Here is a 15,872-nt window from a genome sequence, read left to right as displayed (position 1 = left end):
TTCCAAGGGGGAGCAAGATGTCCACTGGTCACGAACTGTCCGGCACCGCCGCTGTCGAGCTGCCGGGCGTCCCGCTCGCTGTGCCGATCGCGTTCGAGTCCGAGCAACCCGGCTCGGACGCACCGCCGGTTCCGGGGCCGGATCCTGGTCCGTTCCCGCCGTCCGGTCCGCCGGAGCTGCCACCGGTCAAGCCGTGCAACCTCGGGTTCAAGGACGGCTGCTACGCCGTGACGTTCAAGCCCAAGGGCGTGGTCCGGCCGCTGGTGGGCACGCTCCGGGTGGACCGCGGCGCCCCCGACGCCGGGCCGGACGGCGTCATCGTGAGCGGCGACCTCTACACGGGGACACCGCCGTGGGTCGTCCAGCCCGAAGCGAGCCCCGCGGCCGGGCAGAGTGGATCCGTCGCCGCATCGCTGAGTCGCGGCGGCCTGCCGTTCGAGCTACTGCCGGTCCGCAGGATTCCCATCCATCCCAGGCATCGCTATGACTCCTACCTGAGCGGCACCCGGCTCTCGGTGCCTGCGTTCACGCTCGGGAACCGTCCATGCCAGGTCACCATCGACGTCGACCAGTTCGACTACACCCATCCGGCCGCCGGATCCTTCGAGGGTTCCTTCCCCGCGTCCCCCAGCCGCAGTCTGCGCTTCGTCCTGCATCGAAGCAGCCCGAGCTTCCCGCACCCGGTCTTCGGCGGTCCCAGCTTCCAGGGCCGCGTGTTCCAGGGCGGCGTGGACCGCGGGTCGATCACGCTGACGTGGGTCTCGTCGTACCTGCGCCGGGCCGTCCTGGAGATCGACGTACTCACCGGAGCCGTCGCGCCGGCTCCGGTCCCGCACCCGTCAGGGACTGGCAGCGAGTACTTCGACACCGTCTTCGCCGGCGCCCGCTGGGAGCTCACCGTCGAGGAGGACCAGGTCAATGTGCCGGTGCCGGGCGGCGTCGACCCGAACGTCTGCTGGTCGAGTGCCGACCTGCACAACCTGATGGCGACGGTTCGCAGGGCGTCGACGAACCTGGACGCCGAGTGGCGGACCCATCTGATCGTGGTGCCGGCCGCGATGGGGTGTTCCCGGGGCGTGATGTACGACCAGATCGACGTACCCCGGGAAGGGTCGGCGAGCTTCTCCGACGACGGCTACCCGGCCTCGCATTCCAGCAACTTCGGGACCGCCGAGGACGAGATGCAGCGCGAGGTGCCGCGCGCGTACCTGCGGTCGGCAAGCCACGAGGTCACCCACGCGTTCAACCAGATCCACCAGGAGAGCGAGACCTCGGCGGACAACTCGATCATGACCACGACGCCGAGCGTGGCCGACGTGCTCGGCGGACCCGCCACCGGTGCGCCCGGCGTGTTCCCGGACCAGATCAACCTCGGGTTCAACACCACTGTCCGCAACCACCTGGCGCACATGCCGGACCCGGTGATCAGGCCGGGCGGCTGGCCGTTCGCCAGCTGGTTCCCCTCCGGCGCGCCGCAAGCAGGTGACCGTGAACTGTTCGACGCGTCCGAGCTGTCGCTCGAGGTCACCGTCGACACCGCCCGAGCCGCCTTCGGTGCACCGGTCACGGTGACCTGGACGCTGACGAACACCTCGGACACCGAGCTCGTCGTGCCCAACGACGTCCGGCTGGAAGGGCTGTTCGCCACCATGACCGTCACCGACGACCGCGGCGGCGAGCGCCCCGTCCGGCCGTTCGTGATCGAATGCGAGGCCGTTCGGCTCGCGCCGCTCGCTCCTGGTGGCCAACTGACAGCGAGCTACCGGCTGTTCTGGAGCACCGCCGGGTTCGCCCTCGACCGGCCCGGCCGGCACCTCGTCGGCGTGGCAGTGACCTGGTCGACTGCGGGCGTCCCGGTCGGCGCCACCGGCCAGGTCGAGCTGTGGGTGGACCACCCCACCAACGACGCCGAGAACCGGGACGCCGCGCTGGCGATGAACCCGGAGGTCGGCAAGTGGGTCGCCCTCGGCGGCGGCGCCTATCACCTCACCGAGGCGGTCGACCGGCTGACCGCCCTGGCCGGTGGCGGAGCCGGCCCGGAATCCCGGGCTGCCGATGCCGCCCCGCCCTCACGAGTCGCAGAAGCCTTTGCCGGCCTGCTGCCCGACCGCGGCGCCGAGACCGGTGACTCAACCGCGAAGCGGACCCGCCGCGCCCCGGCCAAGAAGGCGACAGTCCGCAAGACGGCCAAGAAGACCGGTCGCTAGGGCAGACCATGGGTGCGTAGTTGCCAGCTGCGACTACGCACCCGGCGCGGAGACCGGGTCGAGGGCCGGGTAGGGGTGTTCCGGGAGGCCGAGGTTGCGGTAGACGAAGCGCGGGATGCGGGTGAGGAAGCCGTTCAGGAAGGCGGAGCAGTGGGCGATCACCAGGTGGCTGTGCTGACCGGGTGAGAACCAGACCCAGCCGTCGGCCATCCGGAACGGGGTCGGCGGGTTCGCCATCAGGTACTCCATCTGGCGCGGGTGGATCACGTCGTACGCGTATTTCAGGTCCTGCGCGCTGACCGCGAACTTCTCGTTGAACGCCTCGGACTCGAAGCTGATCCCGCGGCCCCAGCCCTTGCGGCTGACCTCCAGCGGGGGCATCACGAGCGGCAGCTGGAACCCGAGGATCGCCTCGCTGTGGTTCTCGGTCACGGTCCGGGTCTGGGACCGGCCCTCGGAGTCCGTGTAGGTCTCGGTGCGCGTGGTCTTCCAGTGGTGCGTGAAGGCGACGAACGGCGGCCCGTTCCCGTCGCGGCCGCGGATCACCTCACTGGTGCTGTGGCCGTGACCGGACTGAGTGACCGACGGGAGGTGCAGCAGGCTGTCGTCCTCACCAACCCAGTGCCAGTCCGGGTGATGGTAGAAGGTCAGCCGCTGGGGTGGCTCCGGGATGATCCAGCGGTCGAGCGGCGCGGCGTCGATCGCGTCGGCGACTGTGGCGAGCTGGTCCAGCCACGGCGCGAGGAGCTCAGGGTCCTTGCGCGGCGGGTCCAGGACAACCAGCTGGTCGGCGTCGATGCTGAGGTTCACGCCGGGCTGACCGGCGGCCAACCCGGTCAGCCGCTCACACACCTGCGGAGTCAGCGCTTCCGAGGCAAACGCCGGATCGAGTACGCCGACCTGCCACCCCGGACCCAGCTGCGGCGGGGTCTGGACCGCGGTCGCCTCGACGCCGAACCGCGGTTGCGTCGCGCCCCCGGTGATCCAGAGCTCCGGCAGCCGCCTGGACAGCGTGACCATGCCGACCCAGCCCGACCAGTGGTCGGACTTGTACTCGATCACCTGGAACAGCCGGCCCGAGCTCGTCCGGCCGGTGATCTGGTCGTCCGGCCGCCGGTTGAAGCCGATCCCGAACGGCGGATTGCCGAGGCGGGCGATGGAGTCGAACGCGGGGCTGTTTACGAACGTCCAGCCTCGCTCCCGCAGCGACTTGATGTACTGCTGCCGGCGCACGAGCGCGACAATGCCCACCGCGATTCCTGCCCCGACAAGCAGTAGCAGGAACAGTACGACGATCGACCCTGAGCTCACGCCCACCTCCTTGGTGACTCCGGTTCGGAGGATAGCCGCGCGGAGGTCCTCAGGACGGCGCCAAGGCGGTCGGCAGCGGTGCGGCGTGGACGATCTGGAGGCGGCTGACGGCTCGGGTCAGGACGACGTACAGGCGGTGCAGCCCGCGTGGTTCGGCGGCGACGATCCGGGCGGGCTCGGCCACCACGACCGCGTCGAACTCCAGGCCCTTCGCGAGCGTGGCCGGGACGCAGACCAGTCGCGCGGTGTCCATCGTGTCCTCGGCCTCGCCGAGCAGCCCCGGCTCGAGACCGGCGGCGGCCAGTGCGTCACGCAGAGCCGCGACCTGGTCGTCGGCGGCGATGACTGCCACCGAGCCCTCGCCGGCCAGCGCGCGCCGGCAGGACGCGATCAGTGCCTCCGGCAACGAGTCCTCGTCGGTCTCGACGATGCTCAGCGCATCGGTGACCGCCCGGACGCCGCTCGGAATGCCCAGCGTGGGCGCGATCTGCGGCAGCAGCTTCGCGGCGAAGTCGATGATCTGGTCCGGCACCCGGAACCCGCGGTCGAGCTCGGCCACGACGCCGTCCGACTTCTCGAGGTGACCGAGAACCCGGTCCCAGGAACCCGCGGCCCACGGAGTCGTCGCCTGGGCCAGATCGCCGAGCACGGTCGCCGAGCCGGTGCGGCAACGGCGGCCCAGCGCGCGCAACTGCATCGCCGAGAGATCCTGCGCCTCGTCCAGCACAAGGTGACCGAGTGAACCAGTACGGCGCTCGATCAGGTCGTCGAGCTCGTCGAGCAGGATCGTGTCGGCTGCCGACCACTTCGCCGACTTCCAGGACCGCGGAGCCTTACGCCACAGCAAAGCCGCGCGCTCCTCCTCCGTCAGCTCGTCACCAGCCGCTGCAGCCAGGACGTCGGCGTCGGAGAGCAGGCGGTGTAGCACCTGCTCGGGCGCGACGCGGGGCCACACTGCGTCGACCAATTCCTTCACCGGCTTCGAACGCGCCACGGCGTTCTGCACCCGGTCGTCCGGCGACTCCCCGCGGCGCTCCATCAGCACCAGCACGGCGTGGGCGATCCGCTGCGCGAGGGCAGCCCGGCCGGGTGCGTAGCGGGTCGACTCCCGGAGGGCGGCGACGATCTCCTCGGCCTCGTAGTCGTGCACGCGGTAGCGCTGGGATCCCTTGCTGAACAGGATTCCGGCGGTCGGCTTGCCGACGTACGACCACAGGGCGCGGTGCAGCACGCGGGCCATCCGGGCGTCGCCCTTGACGCGCGCGGCCTCCGGCTCGTCGGACGCGGCGGCCGGCAGGTTGATCAGCTCGTCGATGGTGATCTGGCGTACGTCGACCTCGCCGAGCGCGGGCAGGACCTTGCGGATGTAGGACAGGAACGACCGGTTCGGTCCGACGATCACCACGCCACCGCGGCTCAGCCGCTCCCGCTCGGTGTAGAGCAGGTAGGCGACGCGGTGCAGGCCGACGGCGGTCTTGCCGGTGCCGGGCGCGCCTTGGACGCAGACGCTCGGGTGCAGCGGGGCGCGGACGAGGTCGTCCTGCTCCGGCTGGATCGTGGCCACGATGTCGCGCATCGGCCCGGTACGCGGGCGCTCGATCTCGGCCCGCAGGAAGGCGTCGGCCTGATCGGACTCGTCGGCTCCGATCAGCGGCTCGTCCTCGAACCCGGTCAGCTCGGCGGTGTCGGAGAAGCCGTACCGGCGGCGCATCAGGACGCGCTGGCGGTCGCTGCGGGTGGCCCGATAGAACGGCACCGAGACCGGCGCTCGCCAGTCGATCACCAGCGGGGCGCCGGTGCCGTCGTGCACGTGCCGGCGGCCGATGTAGAACTGGTCCAGTTCCTCGATCGCACCGTGCTCGTAGTCGAGCCGGCCGAAGAACAGCGGCACGTCCGGCATGTCGACCAGGGCCAGGGTGCGCTGCTCGTGCGCGCGGGTGTTGGCCTCGTTGGTGAAGCGCTCGTCGTTGTCCTCACCCCCGATCATCGGGACGTCGCGGGTGGCCACGTCACGGTGCATGCGGGCCAGCGCGGACCGCGCCTCGGCCAGGAAGGCGCGCTCGGCCTCGAGCTCAGCGGGCGGGATCAGTGCGGATTCGACCATCGGGAAGCCTCGTCTCGTGGGTGCAGGTCGACGAACGACGGACTGGCGGCGATCAACAGGGTCCCGCCCCGGATCCATCCGGTTCGTTGCGATCCTTCACAACACAAGCCACCGAGAAGCCCAGCAAGTTACCACCACCCCCACCACCCCTGCCACCGATTATCCGCGCAGCGCCCTGCACCCGGCGCTGCGCGGAGAGAAGTGCGTCAGCGGTAGCGGCGGGCGGTGTTGTTGGCTTTGGACTCGCCTGCTTGCCATTGGGCGATCCAGGGGCCGGTGCCTTCGGACTGGTCGAGGATGCCTTCTTCTAGCCAGGTGTGGGCGCCGGCGAGGACGCGTTGGGCCAGGCGGCGGTCGGCGCTGTCGGTGTTGCTCCACAGCTGGTCGAAGAGGTGGTCGACGCGGAGGCGGGCCTGCTCGCAGAACGCTTCGGCCAGCTCGTACGCCGCCTCGCCGCGGGACGGGTCGTCCGTGCGGAGCATCTCGGCCCGCGAGCAGGACGCGGCCATCGCGAACAGCTCGGCCCCGATGTCCACGATCCTGGCCAGGAAGCCCTGGTGGTACTCGAGCTTCGCCTGCCACCGCCCCATCCCGTAGAACGTCTGCCGCGCAAGCTTCCGCGACGATCGTTCGACGAACCGCAAGTGCTTGGCGAGCGGACCGAACTCCGCGTACGACGTGGGTACGGCGCCCTTCCCGACCGCCAGCTGCGGCAGCCACTTCGCGTAGAACCGGCTCGCACTCGCCGCAGCGCGCGCCTTGGCCTGCAGATCGGCATCGGCCGACGCGAGGTCGCCGGCCGCGGCCAGGTGCGCGTCGACCGCCTCCCGGGCGATCAGCAGGTGCATGATCTCGGTCGAACCCTCGAAGATCCGGTTGATCCGCAGGTCACGCAGGATCTGCTCCGCCGGTACGGCGCGTTCGCCCCGGGCAGCCAGCGAGTCAGCGCTCTCGTACCCGCGCCCGCCACGAATCTGCACCAGCTCGTCGGCGATCTTCCACGCCATCTCACTGGACCACAGCTTCGCCAGCGCGGCCTCGATCCGGATGTCCTTGCTGCCCGCGTCGGCCAGCTGCGCCGACAGGTCGAGCACCGCCTCGAGCGCGAACGTGGTCGCGGCGATGAACGAGATCTTCTCCGCCACGGCAGCGTGCTCGCCGATCGGCCGGCCCCACTGCACACGCTCGGCCGACCACTCCCGGGCGATCTTCAGGCACCACTTGCCGGCCGCCGTACAGGTCGCCGGGATCGACAGCCGGCCGGTGTTCAGCGTGGTGAGGGCGATCTTCAGGCCGGCGCCTTCGCGGCCCAGCCGGTTCTCCACCGGTACCCGGACCTGGTGGAAGCGGGTGACGCCGTTCTCGATCCCGCGCAGTCCCATGAACGCGTTGCGGTTCTCGACCGTGATCCCCGGTGAGTCGGTCTCGACCACGAACGCGCTGATCCCGCCCTTGCCACCGTCGTGCGCCGGCACGCGCGCCATCACCACGACGAGCTCGGCGATCACGCCGTTCGTGGTCCAGAGCTTCACGCCGTCCAGCACATAGGCGTCGCCGTCCTCGGTCAGCGTCGCGGTCGAGCCCAGCCGCGCCGGGTCCGAGCCGACGTCGGGCTCGGTGAGCAGGAACGCCGTCACCGCTCCGGCCGCGCACCGCGGCAGGAACCGTTGCTTCTGCTCGTCGGTGCCGAACATCTTCACCGGCTCGGGCACACCGATCGACTGGTGCGCGGAGACCAGTGCGCCGAGGCTGGGATGCACGGACGCGACCAGCATCAGGGCCTCGCCGTAGTACGACGCCGACAGGCCGAGGCCGCCGTACTCGGCCGGGATCTTGATGCCGAACACGCCGAGCTCGGCGAACCCCTGCAGGTACTCGTCGGGGACCTTGGCCTCGCGTTCGATCAGCAGGCCGTCGAGGGTCTCGCAGTAGGCGCGGAGCTTGCCGAGGAATTCCTCGCCCCGGGTGACGTCGTCCGCGGCGGGCCGTGGGTGCGGGTGGACGAGCGACAGGTCGAAGTCGCCGAGGTACAACTTCTTCGCGAAACTCGGCCGGGTCCACTCGGTCTCGCGGGCAGCCTCCGCGACCTTCCGGGCCTCGCGCTCACTGACGTGGGTGGTCATGCCACATCCCTCCTGGCTGGGGCGCGCACACTACCCACCAGTCTTACCCGGAAGTAGCCAAACCGGAACCCTTGGGCCGACGTCTTGCCGCAGATCGAGATCTCAGCGCCTCGCCGGTCGCGTCATTCGCGCCGACCGGCGACGACAGCGCCTGGGACTACCTGGACCTGTCCGGCGCCGGGCACCCTGGACCTCGGTCGGGCTCGCTCCACCTGCAGCTGCGACCTGACGAACGTTGCACCCGGCAACCATATCGCTGCCATCGTGGTCTTCGCCCGCGAGGAGACCTCCGGTTGTCCACAGGGACGGCAGCTTGTGGACAACCGGACATCGCCGGAATCCCTTGAAAACAAGGGGATTCCGGTTTGAATACTGTCGGTGGGAGTGTCTAGGGTTGATGCATGGAAGATCTGGGCGAGCGGCCGGTGTGGTCGATGAGTGGCAGCGAGATGCTGTCGACTCTCGACACGCTCGACGCCGAGCTGGCCCGGCTCCAGACCTACCGCCTCCAGCTCATCGCCGGCCTGGAGAACGTCGGCTACGCCGAGGAACTCGGCGCCCACGACACGGCCCGACTGCTCGCCTTCCGATACCGCATCAACAGCACCGACGCCCGCCGTGACCTACGACTCGCACTCGCTCTCCCGAAATACCAAGACGTAGCCGCGGCGCTCCCCGACCCGACCGTCCAGTACTCCGGTTCCGCCGAGCAGGCCACCGAGGCAACGAGCCCCACCGCCGACGGAGCTGCCGATGGCGTGGGTGGGTCTGAGTGTGGCGGCGGTGAGGGCCGGTGGCTGCTGCGGCCGGCGCAGGCCGAGGCGATCGTGTCGGCCCTCGAGCGCGTCCCGTCGACCGTGCCCTCCGAGGACCTCGAGGTCGCCGAGCAGCAACTGGTCAACCTCGCCCGCCACCTGTCCCCGGCCGAGCTTCGCCACGCAGCCCAGCAGATCCGCGATCTCCTGGACACCGACGGCCCAGAACCCGACGAACGCAAGGCCTACGCCCGTGAATCCCTCACCCTGAGCACCGCCGACCACGGCGTCACGTTCCGCGGCTACCTGGCCAACGAGAACGCCGAACTGTTCCGCGCACTGATCCACGCCGGTGCGCGGCCACACAAGACCCTCGACGGCCAAGCAGATCCGCGCCCCCGTGACAAGCGCCAGGCCGACGCCCTCACCAGTGCCCTGACGACCGCCGCCGCAGCCACCGACACGGGCCGCACGCCCCACACCACGACCCGCCCGGCCGACGGCTTGGTGCCCGGGTTCGGGGCCAAGGCGAACATCACCGTCACCATCGACCTGGCCGACCTGAAGGCCGCCACCGCCGACGCGACCGGCAAACTCGTGTACGGCGACGACCTGTCCGCGACCGCGATCCGCCGCCTCGCCTGCGACGCGAAGATCATCCCGCTGGTGCTTGGCTCGAACTCCGAACCACTCGACGTCGGCCGCGCCGAACGCCTTGTCACCCGAGCGATGCGCCGCGCCCTCAACGCCCGCGATCGAGGCTGCGTCGTCTGTGGCGCCCCACCGATCCAGTGCGACGCCCACCATGTGCGGAGCTGGATCGACGGCGGCCCCACCGCCATCAACAATCTCGCCCTGCTCTGCCGCCGCGACCACCGCGACCTCCACGACGGCCACTGGCACATCACCATCACCAACGGCACCGTCCACGTCATCCGCCCAACCTGGGCAGACCCGCCACCACCGCGCCCAACCCACCAGCCACCCGGCGAGCGATCGCGCCCACCAGCACCTACCGATCCCGACCCGCCGCGCCCCGAACCCGCGACCGGCGATCCATCCTCACGGCCAAGTCGCTGGGTCGCGGACGAACAGGCACGCAACGAGGCCGCCACCTTCGCGATCCTGAGCTGAGCAGGTTCGCAATCCTGGGCCCAAGCAGTCACGCGATCTTGGGCACGGGCGGTCCAGGAATGTCGCCGGGCAATCGTCGCGGGGCTTGCTCCAGTGCGGCGGGGGTCGCCCGGCATACCACAGCGCTGCCTGGCTGCTCGCGCCGTACCGATCGCCGGGTACTGCGCGCTCGCCGCCCCCGGGCCGTCGACGTTGGCTGACGGCCACCTATCGACAGGAGCGCCGCGCCGGGATCTGCTGCACATCGTCCTGGATGCTGCCGCGATCCCCGCCTCCGGCCTATCCGGGCGGCCTCGCGATCGTCGCCAACGCGGGGCGACGTCAGCGGGCTGAGCTCCGGCGACGCTTTACCTGCAGCACCTCCGGGCCAGCACGTCCGCGCCGCCGGTTCCTCGGGTGCTCTCGCGTCGAAACTCTCGGGTGCTCTCGCGTCGGGACCTCGTTCGCCTCCGTTCCGTGGGCGCCGTCCACGTGCGTCGGCCGTATCGCCGCTCGCCGCATCGACACCTCACCCGCCCTCGCCGCACCACGCCCCGGGCCACCCCCACCCCGGTCAACGCCACCACACGGCCACACGGCCACCCCGGCCAACGCCACCACACGACCACCCCAACCCGACCACCACCCCGACCACGCCCACCACGACGCCGGCCACTCCCCACCGTGACGCAGGCCAGGGCTCGCCGCACCACCATTGGCCGGGACTCGGCGTGCTGCCGCCGTGGGGCTGCTCGTCATGGCAACGGCCTTCGTCCTGGCTCATGGGCGTAGGAGCACGACGTCAACGCGAGCGGCCACCTCGTCTCAGGAATCACGTGCGGTTGTGGCGAGCGTTCTGGCACCAGTCGCGGCCGCGGGTTCAGCGGTGGTTTCTGCGCTTGCGGTCGCTGACCTCATCGGAGCCGCTGGCTTGCTGCTCGGCGCCGTGAGCGTCCTCCGGACGGTGCTTGGTACCGGCTGAGGTGGGCTGTGGACGAATCGGGCCGCCGCCCAGGCGGCGGTACTTCCAGCACTGTTCGTTGTAGTCGTAATAGGTGTCTACGCCGCCAACCGTGATCACGGTCGCCTCCGGGATGCCGGTCGTTGAACCGCCCGCTGCTGGACGAACACTCTCCCAGTACCCCCGGCCAATCCTTGACAGCTCCCGGCAAGCGTTTGCCATGATCGGCGGGTGATCTACGAGCTGAACCATGTCGGTGGGCGGATCCGGAACCTGGACGCGAGTCTGGCGTTCTACGGCGAGACGGTCGGGGCGGAGGTGGTGGACCGGCTGTTCATGGCGAGCGCGAACGTCGACCGGGTGCACATCCAGATCGCGACCGGCCTGGTGGAGCTCCTGCACAACCGGGACGACGACCCAGGCGCGACGTACGGGCTGAACCACGTCGGCTTCATGACCGACGACCTGGACAGCGACTACGCGCGGCTGATCGACGCCGGGCACGGCGAGTTGTCCGCGCCGCGAGTCGCAGGCAGCGGGCAGGGCCGGCTCGCGTTCCTCTCCGACCCGAACGGCGTCCGCATCGAGCTTCTCCAGCGTTCGGAGGAGTTCCGGGTGCCGCCGATCACCTCCGGTCCGGTACGGCGGTTGTCGTACGTCGCCCTGTCCGCACCCGATCTCGACGCGGCGATCGAGTTCTACGGCGACCACCTCGGCATGGAGCGCTGGACGCCCAATCAGCCGGACGGAGCGGTCTACTTCCGGCTCGGCGCCGACGCCGTGAAGCTGCTGCCGACCGCCGGCACTCCGGTCAGCCACCTCGGCCTCGAAGTGACTGAGCCAGGCGGAGACGTGCAGGACCCGGACGGCAACCAACTGAGGTTCGTCCCAGCCGCGTAGGTCACAATGCAGGAATGGGGGGCCTGCAGGGTGGGCTGGGCCGGTACGGCGTCACCGAGCGGGAGGCGGAGGTTCTTTCGGCGATCGCCGATCGGCTTCGCAACCGCGAGATCGCCGAGCACCTGCACGTCTCGGTGCGGACCGTCGAGAGCCACATTGCGGCCCTCATGCGCAAGCTCGGCGTCACCGGCCGCGCCGCACTGGTCGAGCTGGGGAACCAGGTACGGCGAGACCCAGGCTCTCCCCTTCCGACACCACTGACCAGCCTGGTCGGCCGGGACCACGAGGCCGGTGAACTCCGGCAACTGCTCGACGCACATCGCCTGGTCACGCTGACCGGGCCCGGCGGGGTTGGCAAGACCAGGCTGGCTTTGCTGGTCGCCGACCACGCGCGGTTCGCCGACCTGGCTCCGGTCGGCGCGGACCTCGTCGGCGACACGTTGGCTCGCGCGCTGGGCGTCGTACCGCAGCCGGGTTGGGTGCTGCGTGACGTCGTCGGAGACATGCAAGGCCTGCTGGTGGTGGACAACTGCGAGCACGTGATCGCGGAGACTGCGGGGCTGGTCGATGACCTGCTCGCCGCGGGGAGCGGTCTGCGGGTGCTCGCCACGAGTCGCGAGCCGCTCGGCGTACCGGGCGAAGTCAGCTATCAGGTGCCGACGTTGCCCGTCCCGCCGGCGGATGCCGAGGCCGGGACGTACGCCGCCGTACGGCTGTTCGTGGATCGCGCGGCCGCGGCCGCCCCGGGCTTCACGCTCACCGCTGACACTGCGCCTGCAGTCGCGGCGCTCTGCCGTCGGCTCGACGGGCTGCCGTTGGCGATCGAGTTGGCGGCGTCGCGGATCCGCAGTTTCGAGCCGGCCGAGCTGCTGATTCATGTGGACGAACGGTTCGAGCTTCTCTCCGCAGGTGCCCGGACCGCCCCGGCGCGTCAGCAGACCCTGCGTGGTGCGATCGACTGGAGCTACCAACTCCTGGACGAAGACGAGCGCCGGATGTTCGACCGGCTCGGGGTGTTCCCGGCCGACTTCGACTTCGACGCCGTCCGGGCGGTGTGCGGCGCGGATGCCATCACCTTGCTCCCCCGGCTCGTCGACAAGTCACTCGTGTCGACGGTCGGCCGTGGCCGCTACCGGCTGCTCGAGACCATTCGTGCGTACGCCGTCGAGCGCCTGGCAGCCGATGACGATGCCAAAGCGAAGCACGCATCCCACTACCTTTCCCTTGCCGAGCAGGCCGCGCCGAAGCTGCGGACAACCGACCAGCGCGCCTGGGCCGACCGCCTGACGGCCGAGCAAGCCAACCTGCGCACCGCGATGGCGACCTGCGACGACGTCGAGACCGCGTGGCACTGGGTGGCGACGTTGCAACGCTTCTGGGACATCACCGGACAGCACGTCGAAGCTCAGAACTGGATTCGCAAAGCACAGGGGCTGGGCGATCCGCCCGCCACGCCGAGGGCCGTTGCCGGACTCGCGGCCGCGAGCGCACTGCAGCACTCGGCGGACGCGCAAGGCTCGTTCGCCCTGGCCCAGCAGGCGGTCCAGCTGGCCGCCGGACTCGACAACCTGACCCGGGCGGTCGCCGCGCGCGAGCTGGGTCTCGGCGCGATGTGGGTCCGGCCCGAGCTGATGCTGCCCAGCCTCGAGAAAGCACTCGAACTCCTGGACGACGATCATCCGTGGGAGCAGGCCCTCGTCATGCAGGGGATCGGACAGGCTCACACCGAGCTGTCCGAAACGGTGCGCTGGGGCCACCGGAGCGTGGCGCTGTTCCGCGAGGTCGGTGACCTGAGCTTCGCCGCGAACGGGCTGTACCTGATGGCGCAGCGCGCGATGTTCGCCGGCGTCACGACCAGCGAGGTGGACGAGTGGCTGACCGAGAGCCGACAGCTCGCGGAGACTGTCGACAGTGACGAGGACCGGGCGCACGCAAGCGTCGCGTTCGGCCAGCTCGCGTGGCTGCGCGGTGACCACGAAGGTGGGGCCGAGCTGATGGACGGATGCCTCCCGACCCTCCGCCGACTAGGCGACCGGCGATGTGCCGGCCGGGCGTTGTTCCTGCTCGGCGAGTGGTCTTTCGAGCAACACGATCTCGCAACGGCCGCGAAGCAGTTGGCCGGCAGTGTCGAGGCGGTCGCGCAGGCGGGTCAGTCGGTCATCCTCGTGCGGGCGCTCGACGCGCTGGCCGCCGTACTCGCAGCCCAAGGTCACGCACGGCAGGCGGCGATGGTTCTCGGTACGGCGGCCGACGCCCGGCAGTCGGCCGGTGGCCCGATGCTCCACGACGAGCCACCCGACGAAGAGCTGCGGACCTCCCTGCTCGACGCCCTCGGCGAGGCGGCGTTCGTCACCGCGCACTCCGAGGGCTCACGCGTGGGCGCGCTGCAGGTACTGCGACTCGTGCAAGTTGCCGGATGACCGCGGCGGCGACCCTCCGGCGCGGTGGGCGCGCTTCCCGCGCCCGGCGGTGTTGTTCGGCCTCGGCCAGCAGTGCGGTACGGCGCTCGGCGGCCACGGCGGCGGCGATATCGCCCGACATCATCATTTCGACCATCTCCCTGAAGGACTCTTGCCTTCAGCGTCCGGTCTCGCCGCCCGCCCCACATCCGTGCAGCGCACGGAAATCCTGGTCCGTGCTGGGCACCTAGGCGGCGTCCGTGCGGGCCTCGGCGACCAGCCGACCACGCGCCGTACCCGGGAACCGATCGAGCATCGCCCGGACCTCGGCCGCGTCGACGTTCGCACCGAACAGCTCGGTGCCGGGTTCGAGGCGCATGCCCTCGGCCAGCGGTCCGGCCAGCACCGGGTCGAAGCCGAGCGCGTCGACGATCTCTGCCACCGCAGCGGCGTCGGCGGGTTCCCCGGCGATCGCGATCGCCTTGCGGTCCGCGGATCCGGCCGGCCGGGCGCCGTCCTCGAGATCGTGGTAACCCATGTGGTTGAACGCCTTCACCACGCGTGACTCGGGCAGGAACTCCTGCACGGTCTCGCTCGACGAGGTCCGCGGATCGGTCAGGTCGTCACGGACCCCGTCGATCTCCCACCAGTAGTTCATCGCGTCGATCACGAGCTTGCCGCGCAACGCTTCGGCCGGGATCGTGCGGTACTTGCCCAGCGGCAGAGCCAGAACGACGACATCGGCCTGCGCGACCGCCTCGGCGGAGGTGGTGGCGACCGCGCCGGGCGTGACGATCTCGACGATCAGCGCGATCTTCGAGACGTCACCGGAGCCGGCGATCAGCACCCGGTACCCGGCCGCGACCGCGAGCCGGGCGAGCACGGTGCCGAGCTTCCCGGCGCCGAGGATGGCAATGGTCGGCATCGGGTCACCCGGCCAGGATGTCGCGAACCAGTGGGACGACCTTCTCGCCGTACAGCTCGACTGCCTTCAGCCGTGCGCTGACCGGCAGCTGGCCGGCGGTGTAGATCAGGTCGAAGCGCCCGACGCCGAGCCGCTGGATGGCGCCGGCGATCCGGCGGGCCACGGTCTGCGGCGAACCGACGTACATCGAGCCGTGCGCGACCTCGTAGTCGAACTCCTGCCGCTTGACCGGCGGCCAGCCGCGCAGCGCGCCGATCCGGTCCCGCATCACCTTGTACCGGGGCCAGAACAGCTCCTTGGCCTCCTCGTCGGTGTCGGCGATGAAGCCGGGCGAGTGCATCCCGACCGGGTGCGCGACCGTGCCGTACTGCTCGGCAGCCCGCCGGTACAGGTCCAGGTACGGCGCGAAGCGGTCCGGAGCTCCCCCGATGATCGCCAGCATGAGCGGCAGACCGTAGTACGCCGTACGCACGACGGACTGCGGTGACCCGCCGACGCCGACCCACGTGGTCAGCCGGCCGGACTCGGTCTTGGGGTAGACGTCCGCGTTGTCCAGGGCGGCCCGGGTGGTCCCGCTCCAGGTCACCGGCTTCTCGTCGAGCAGCTCGACGAACAGCTGCAGCTTCTCCTCGAACAGGACGTCGTAGTCCTTGAGGTCGTAGCCGAACAACGGGAAGGACTCGGTGAACGAACCGCGGCCCAGGATGACCTCGGCGCGCCCGTTCGACAGCGCGTCCACGGTCGCGAACCGCTGGTACACCCGCACCGGGTCGTCCGAGCTGAGCACGGTCACGCCCGACCCGAGCTTGATCCGCGAGGTCCGGGACGCGATCCCGGCCAGCACGGTCTCCGGTGTGGAGATCGAGTACTCCGGGCGGTGGTGCTCGCCGAGCGCGATCGCGTCCACGCCGAGCTCGTCGGCCAGCACGGTCTCCTCGACCACCTGCCGGATCGCGGCCGCATCCGACACCGGCACGCCGGCGTCGTCCTCCGGAATGTCACCGAAGGTGTCGAGGCCGAACACGACGTCCGTCATGAACCCATCTCCTGTCCTGTCACCCGCACTAGTCTAGG

10 protein-coding genes are annotated in these 15,872 nt (G+C 70.3%); 4 read left to right on the top strand and 6 right to left on the bottom strand.

Annotation, left to right across the window (positions count from 1 at the left end; genetic code table 11):
- The first annotated feature begins 17 nt into the window (after window positions 1–17).
- Entirely contained in the window at window positions 18–2,207 is a 2,190-nt protein-coding gene (locus ACIBGM_RS02305; protein WP_396384217.1) for a hypothetical protein, read from the top strand.
- Window positions 2,208–2,240: 33 nt separating this feature from the next.
- Here ACIBGM_RS02305 and ACIBGM_RS02300 read toward each other — a convergent pair whose 3' ends face one another.
- From ACIBGM_RS02300 to ACIBGM_RS02290, 3 genes are all read right to left on the bottom strand, one after another.
- Entirely contained in the window at window positions 2,241–3,518 is a 1,278-nt protein-coding gene (locus ACIBGM_RS02300; protein WP_396384216.1) for a hypothetical protein, read from the bottom strand.
- A gap of 49 nt (window positions 3,519–3,567) precedes the next feature.
- Window positions 3,568–5,622 carry a HelD family protein gene (locus ACIBGM_RS02295; protein ID WP_396384215.1) on the bottom strand — a complete coding sequence of 685 codons (2,055 nt, stop codon included), beginning with the start codon at window positions 5,620–5,622 and terminating at the stop codon, window positions 3,568–3,570.
- 206 nt (window positions 5,623–5,828) lie between these two features.
- Entirely contained in the window at window positions 5,829–7,745 is a 1,917-nt protein-coding gene (locus tag ACIBGM_RS02290) for an acyl-CoA dehydrogenase family protein (RefSeq protein WP_360515800.1), read from the bottom strand.
- Between the two features lie 401 nt (window positions 7,746–8,146).
- On the opposite strand from ACIBGM_RS02290, the gene ACIBGM_RS02285 reads away from it, so the two are divergent.
- A complete protein-coding gene (locus ACIBGM_RS02285) occupies window positions 8,147–9,634 on the top strand; it encodes a DUF222 domain-containing protein (protein WP_360515797.1) in 1,488 nt (495 codons plus the stop codon).
- Between the two features lie 859 nt (window positions 9,635–10,493).
- On the opposite strand, the gene ACIBGM_RS02280 is transcribed toward ACIBGM_RS02285, so the two are convergent.
- Window positions 10,494–10,694 carry a hypothetical protein gene (locus ACIBGM_RS02280; RefSeq protein WP_360515794.1) on the bottom strand — a complete coding sequence of 67 codons (201 nt, stop codon included), beginning with the start codon at window positions 10,692–10,694 and terminating at the stop codon, window positions 10,494–10,496.
- A gap of 111 nt (window positions 10,695–10,805) precedes the next feature.
- Here ACIBGM_RS02280 and ACIBGM_RS02275 point away from each other — a divergent pair, with 111 nt between their 5' ends.
- Both ACIBGM_RS02275 and ACIBGM_RS02270 read left to right on the top strand, forming a co-directional pair.
- Window positions 10,806–11,474, top strand: coding sequence for a VOC family protein (locus tag ACIBGM_RS02275; protein ID WP_360515791.1), 669 nt, complete (start codon window positions 10,806–10,808; stop codon window positions 11,472–11,474).
- Between the two features lie 14 nt (window positions 11,475–11,488).
- Window positions 11,489–13,894 (top strand): LuxR C-terminal-related transcriptional regulator, encoded by a 2,406-nt coding sequence (locus tag ACIBGM_RS02270; RefSeq protein ID WP_360515788.1) that lies wholly within the window; start codon window positions 11,489–11,491, stop codon window positions 13,892–13,894.
- 226 nt (window positions 13,895–14,120) lie between these two features.
- Here the strand turns inward: ACIBGM_RS02270 and ACIBGM_RS02265 are convergent, their stop codons facing one another.
- Both ACIBGM_RS02265 and ACIBGM_RS02260 read right to left on the bottom strand, forming a co-directional pair.
- A complete protein-coding gene (locus tag ACIBGM_RS02265; RefSeq protein WP_360515785.1) occupies window positions 14,121–14,798 on the bottom strand; it encodes an NADPH-dependent F420 reductase in 678 nt (225 codons plus the stop codon).
- 4 nt (window positions 14,799–14,802) lie between these two features.
- Entirely contained in the window at window positions 14,803–15,834 is a 1,032-nt protein-coding gene (locus ACIBGM_RS02260) for an LLM class flavin-dependent oxidoreductase (RefSeq protein WP_396384214.1), read from the bottom strand.
- Between the last annotated feature and the right edge of the window lie 38 nt (window positions 15,835–15,872).

This window comes from Kribbella sp. NPDC050470, from assembly GCF_044458365.1.
GTDB lineage: Bacteria > Actinomycetota > Actinomycetes > Propionibacteriales > Kribbellaceae > Kribbella.
This window is presented reverse-complemented; position numbering and strand designations above follow the sequence as displayed.

What these genes read in the sequence shown, in the direction of transcription:
- ACIBGM_RS02305 (WP_396384217.1), top strand. Translation starts at nt 18, where the DNA reads ATGTCCACTGGTCACGAACTGTCCGGCACCGCCGCTGTCGAGCTGCCG.
- ACIBGM_RS02295 (WP_396384215.1), bottom strand. Translation starts at nt 5,622, where the DNA reads ATGGTCGAATCCGCACTGATCCCGCCCGCTGAGCTCGAGGCCGAGCGC.
- ACIBGM_RS02290 (WP_360515800.1), bottom strand. Translation starts at nt 7,745, where the DNA reads ATGACCACCCACGTCAGTGAGCGCGAGGCCCGGAAGGTCGCGGAGGCT.
- ACIBGM_RS02285 (WP_360515797.1), top strand. Translation starts at nt 8,147, where the DNA reads ATGGAAGATCTGGGCGAGCGGCCGGTGTGGTCGATGAGTGGCAGCGAG.
- ACIBGM_RS02270 (WP_360515788.1), top strand. Translation starts at nt 11,489, where the DNA reads ATGGGGGGCCTGCAGGGTGGGCTGGGCCGGTACGGCGTCACCGAGCGG.
- ACIBGM_RS02265 (WP_360515785.1), bottom strand. Translation starts at nt 14,798, where the DNA reads ATGCCGACCATTGCCATCCTCGGCGCCGGGAAGCTCGGCACCGTGCTC.
- ACIBGM_RS02260 (WP_396384214.1), bottom strand. Translation starts at nt 15,834, where the DNA reads ATGACGGACGTCGTGTTCGGCCTCGACACCTTCGGTGACATTCCGGAG.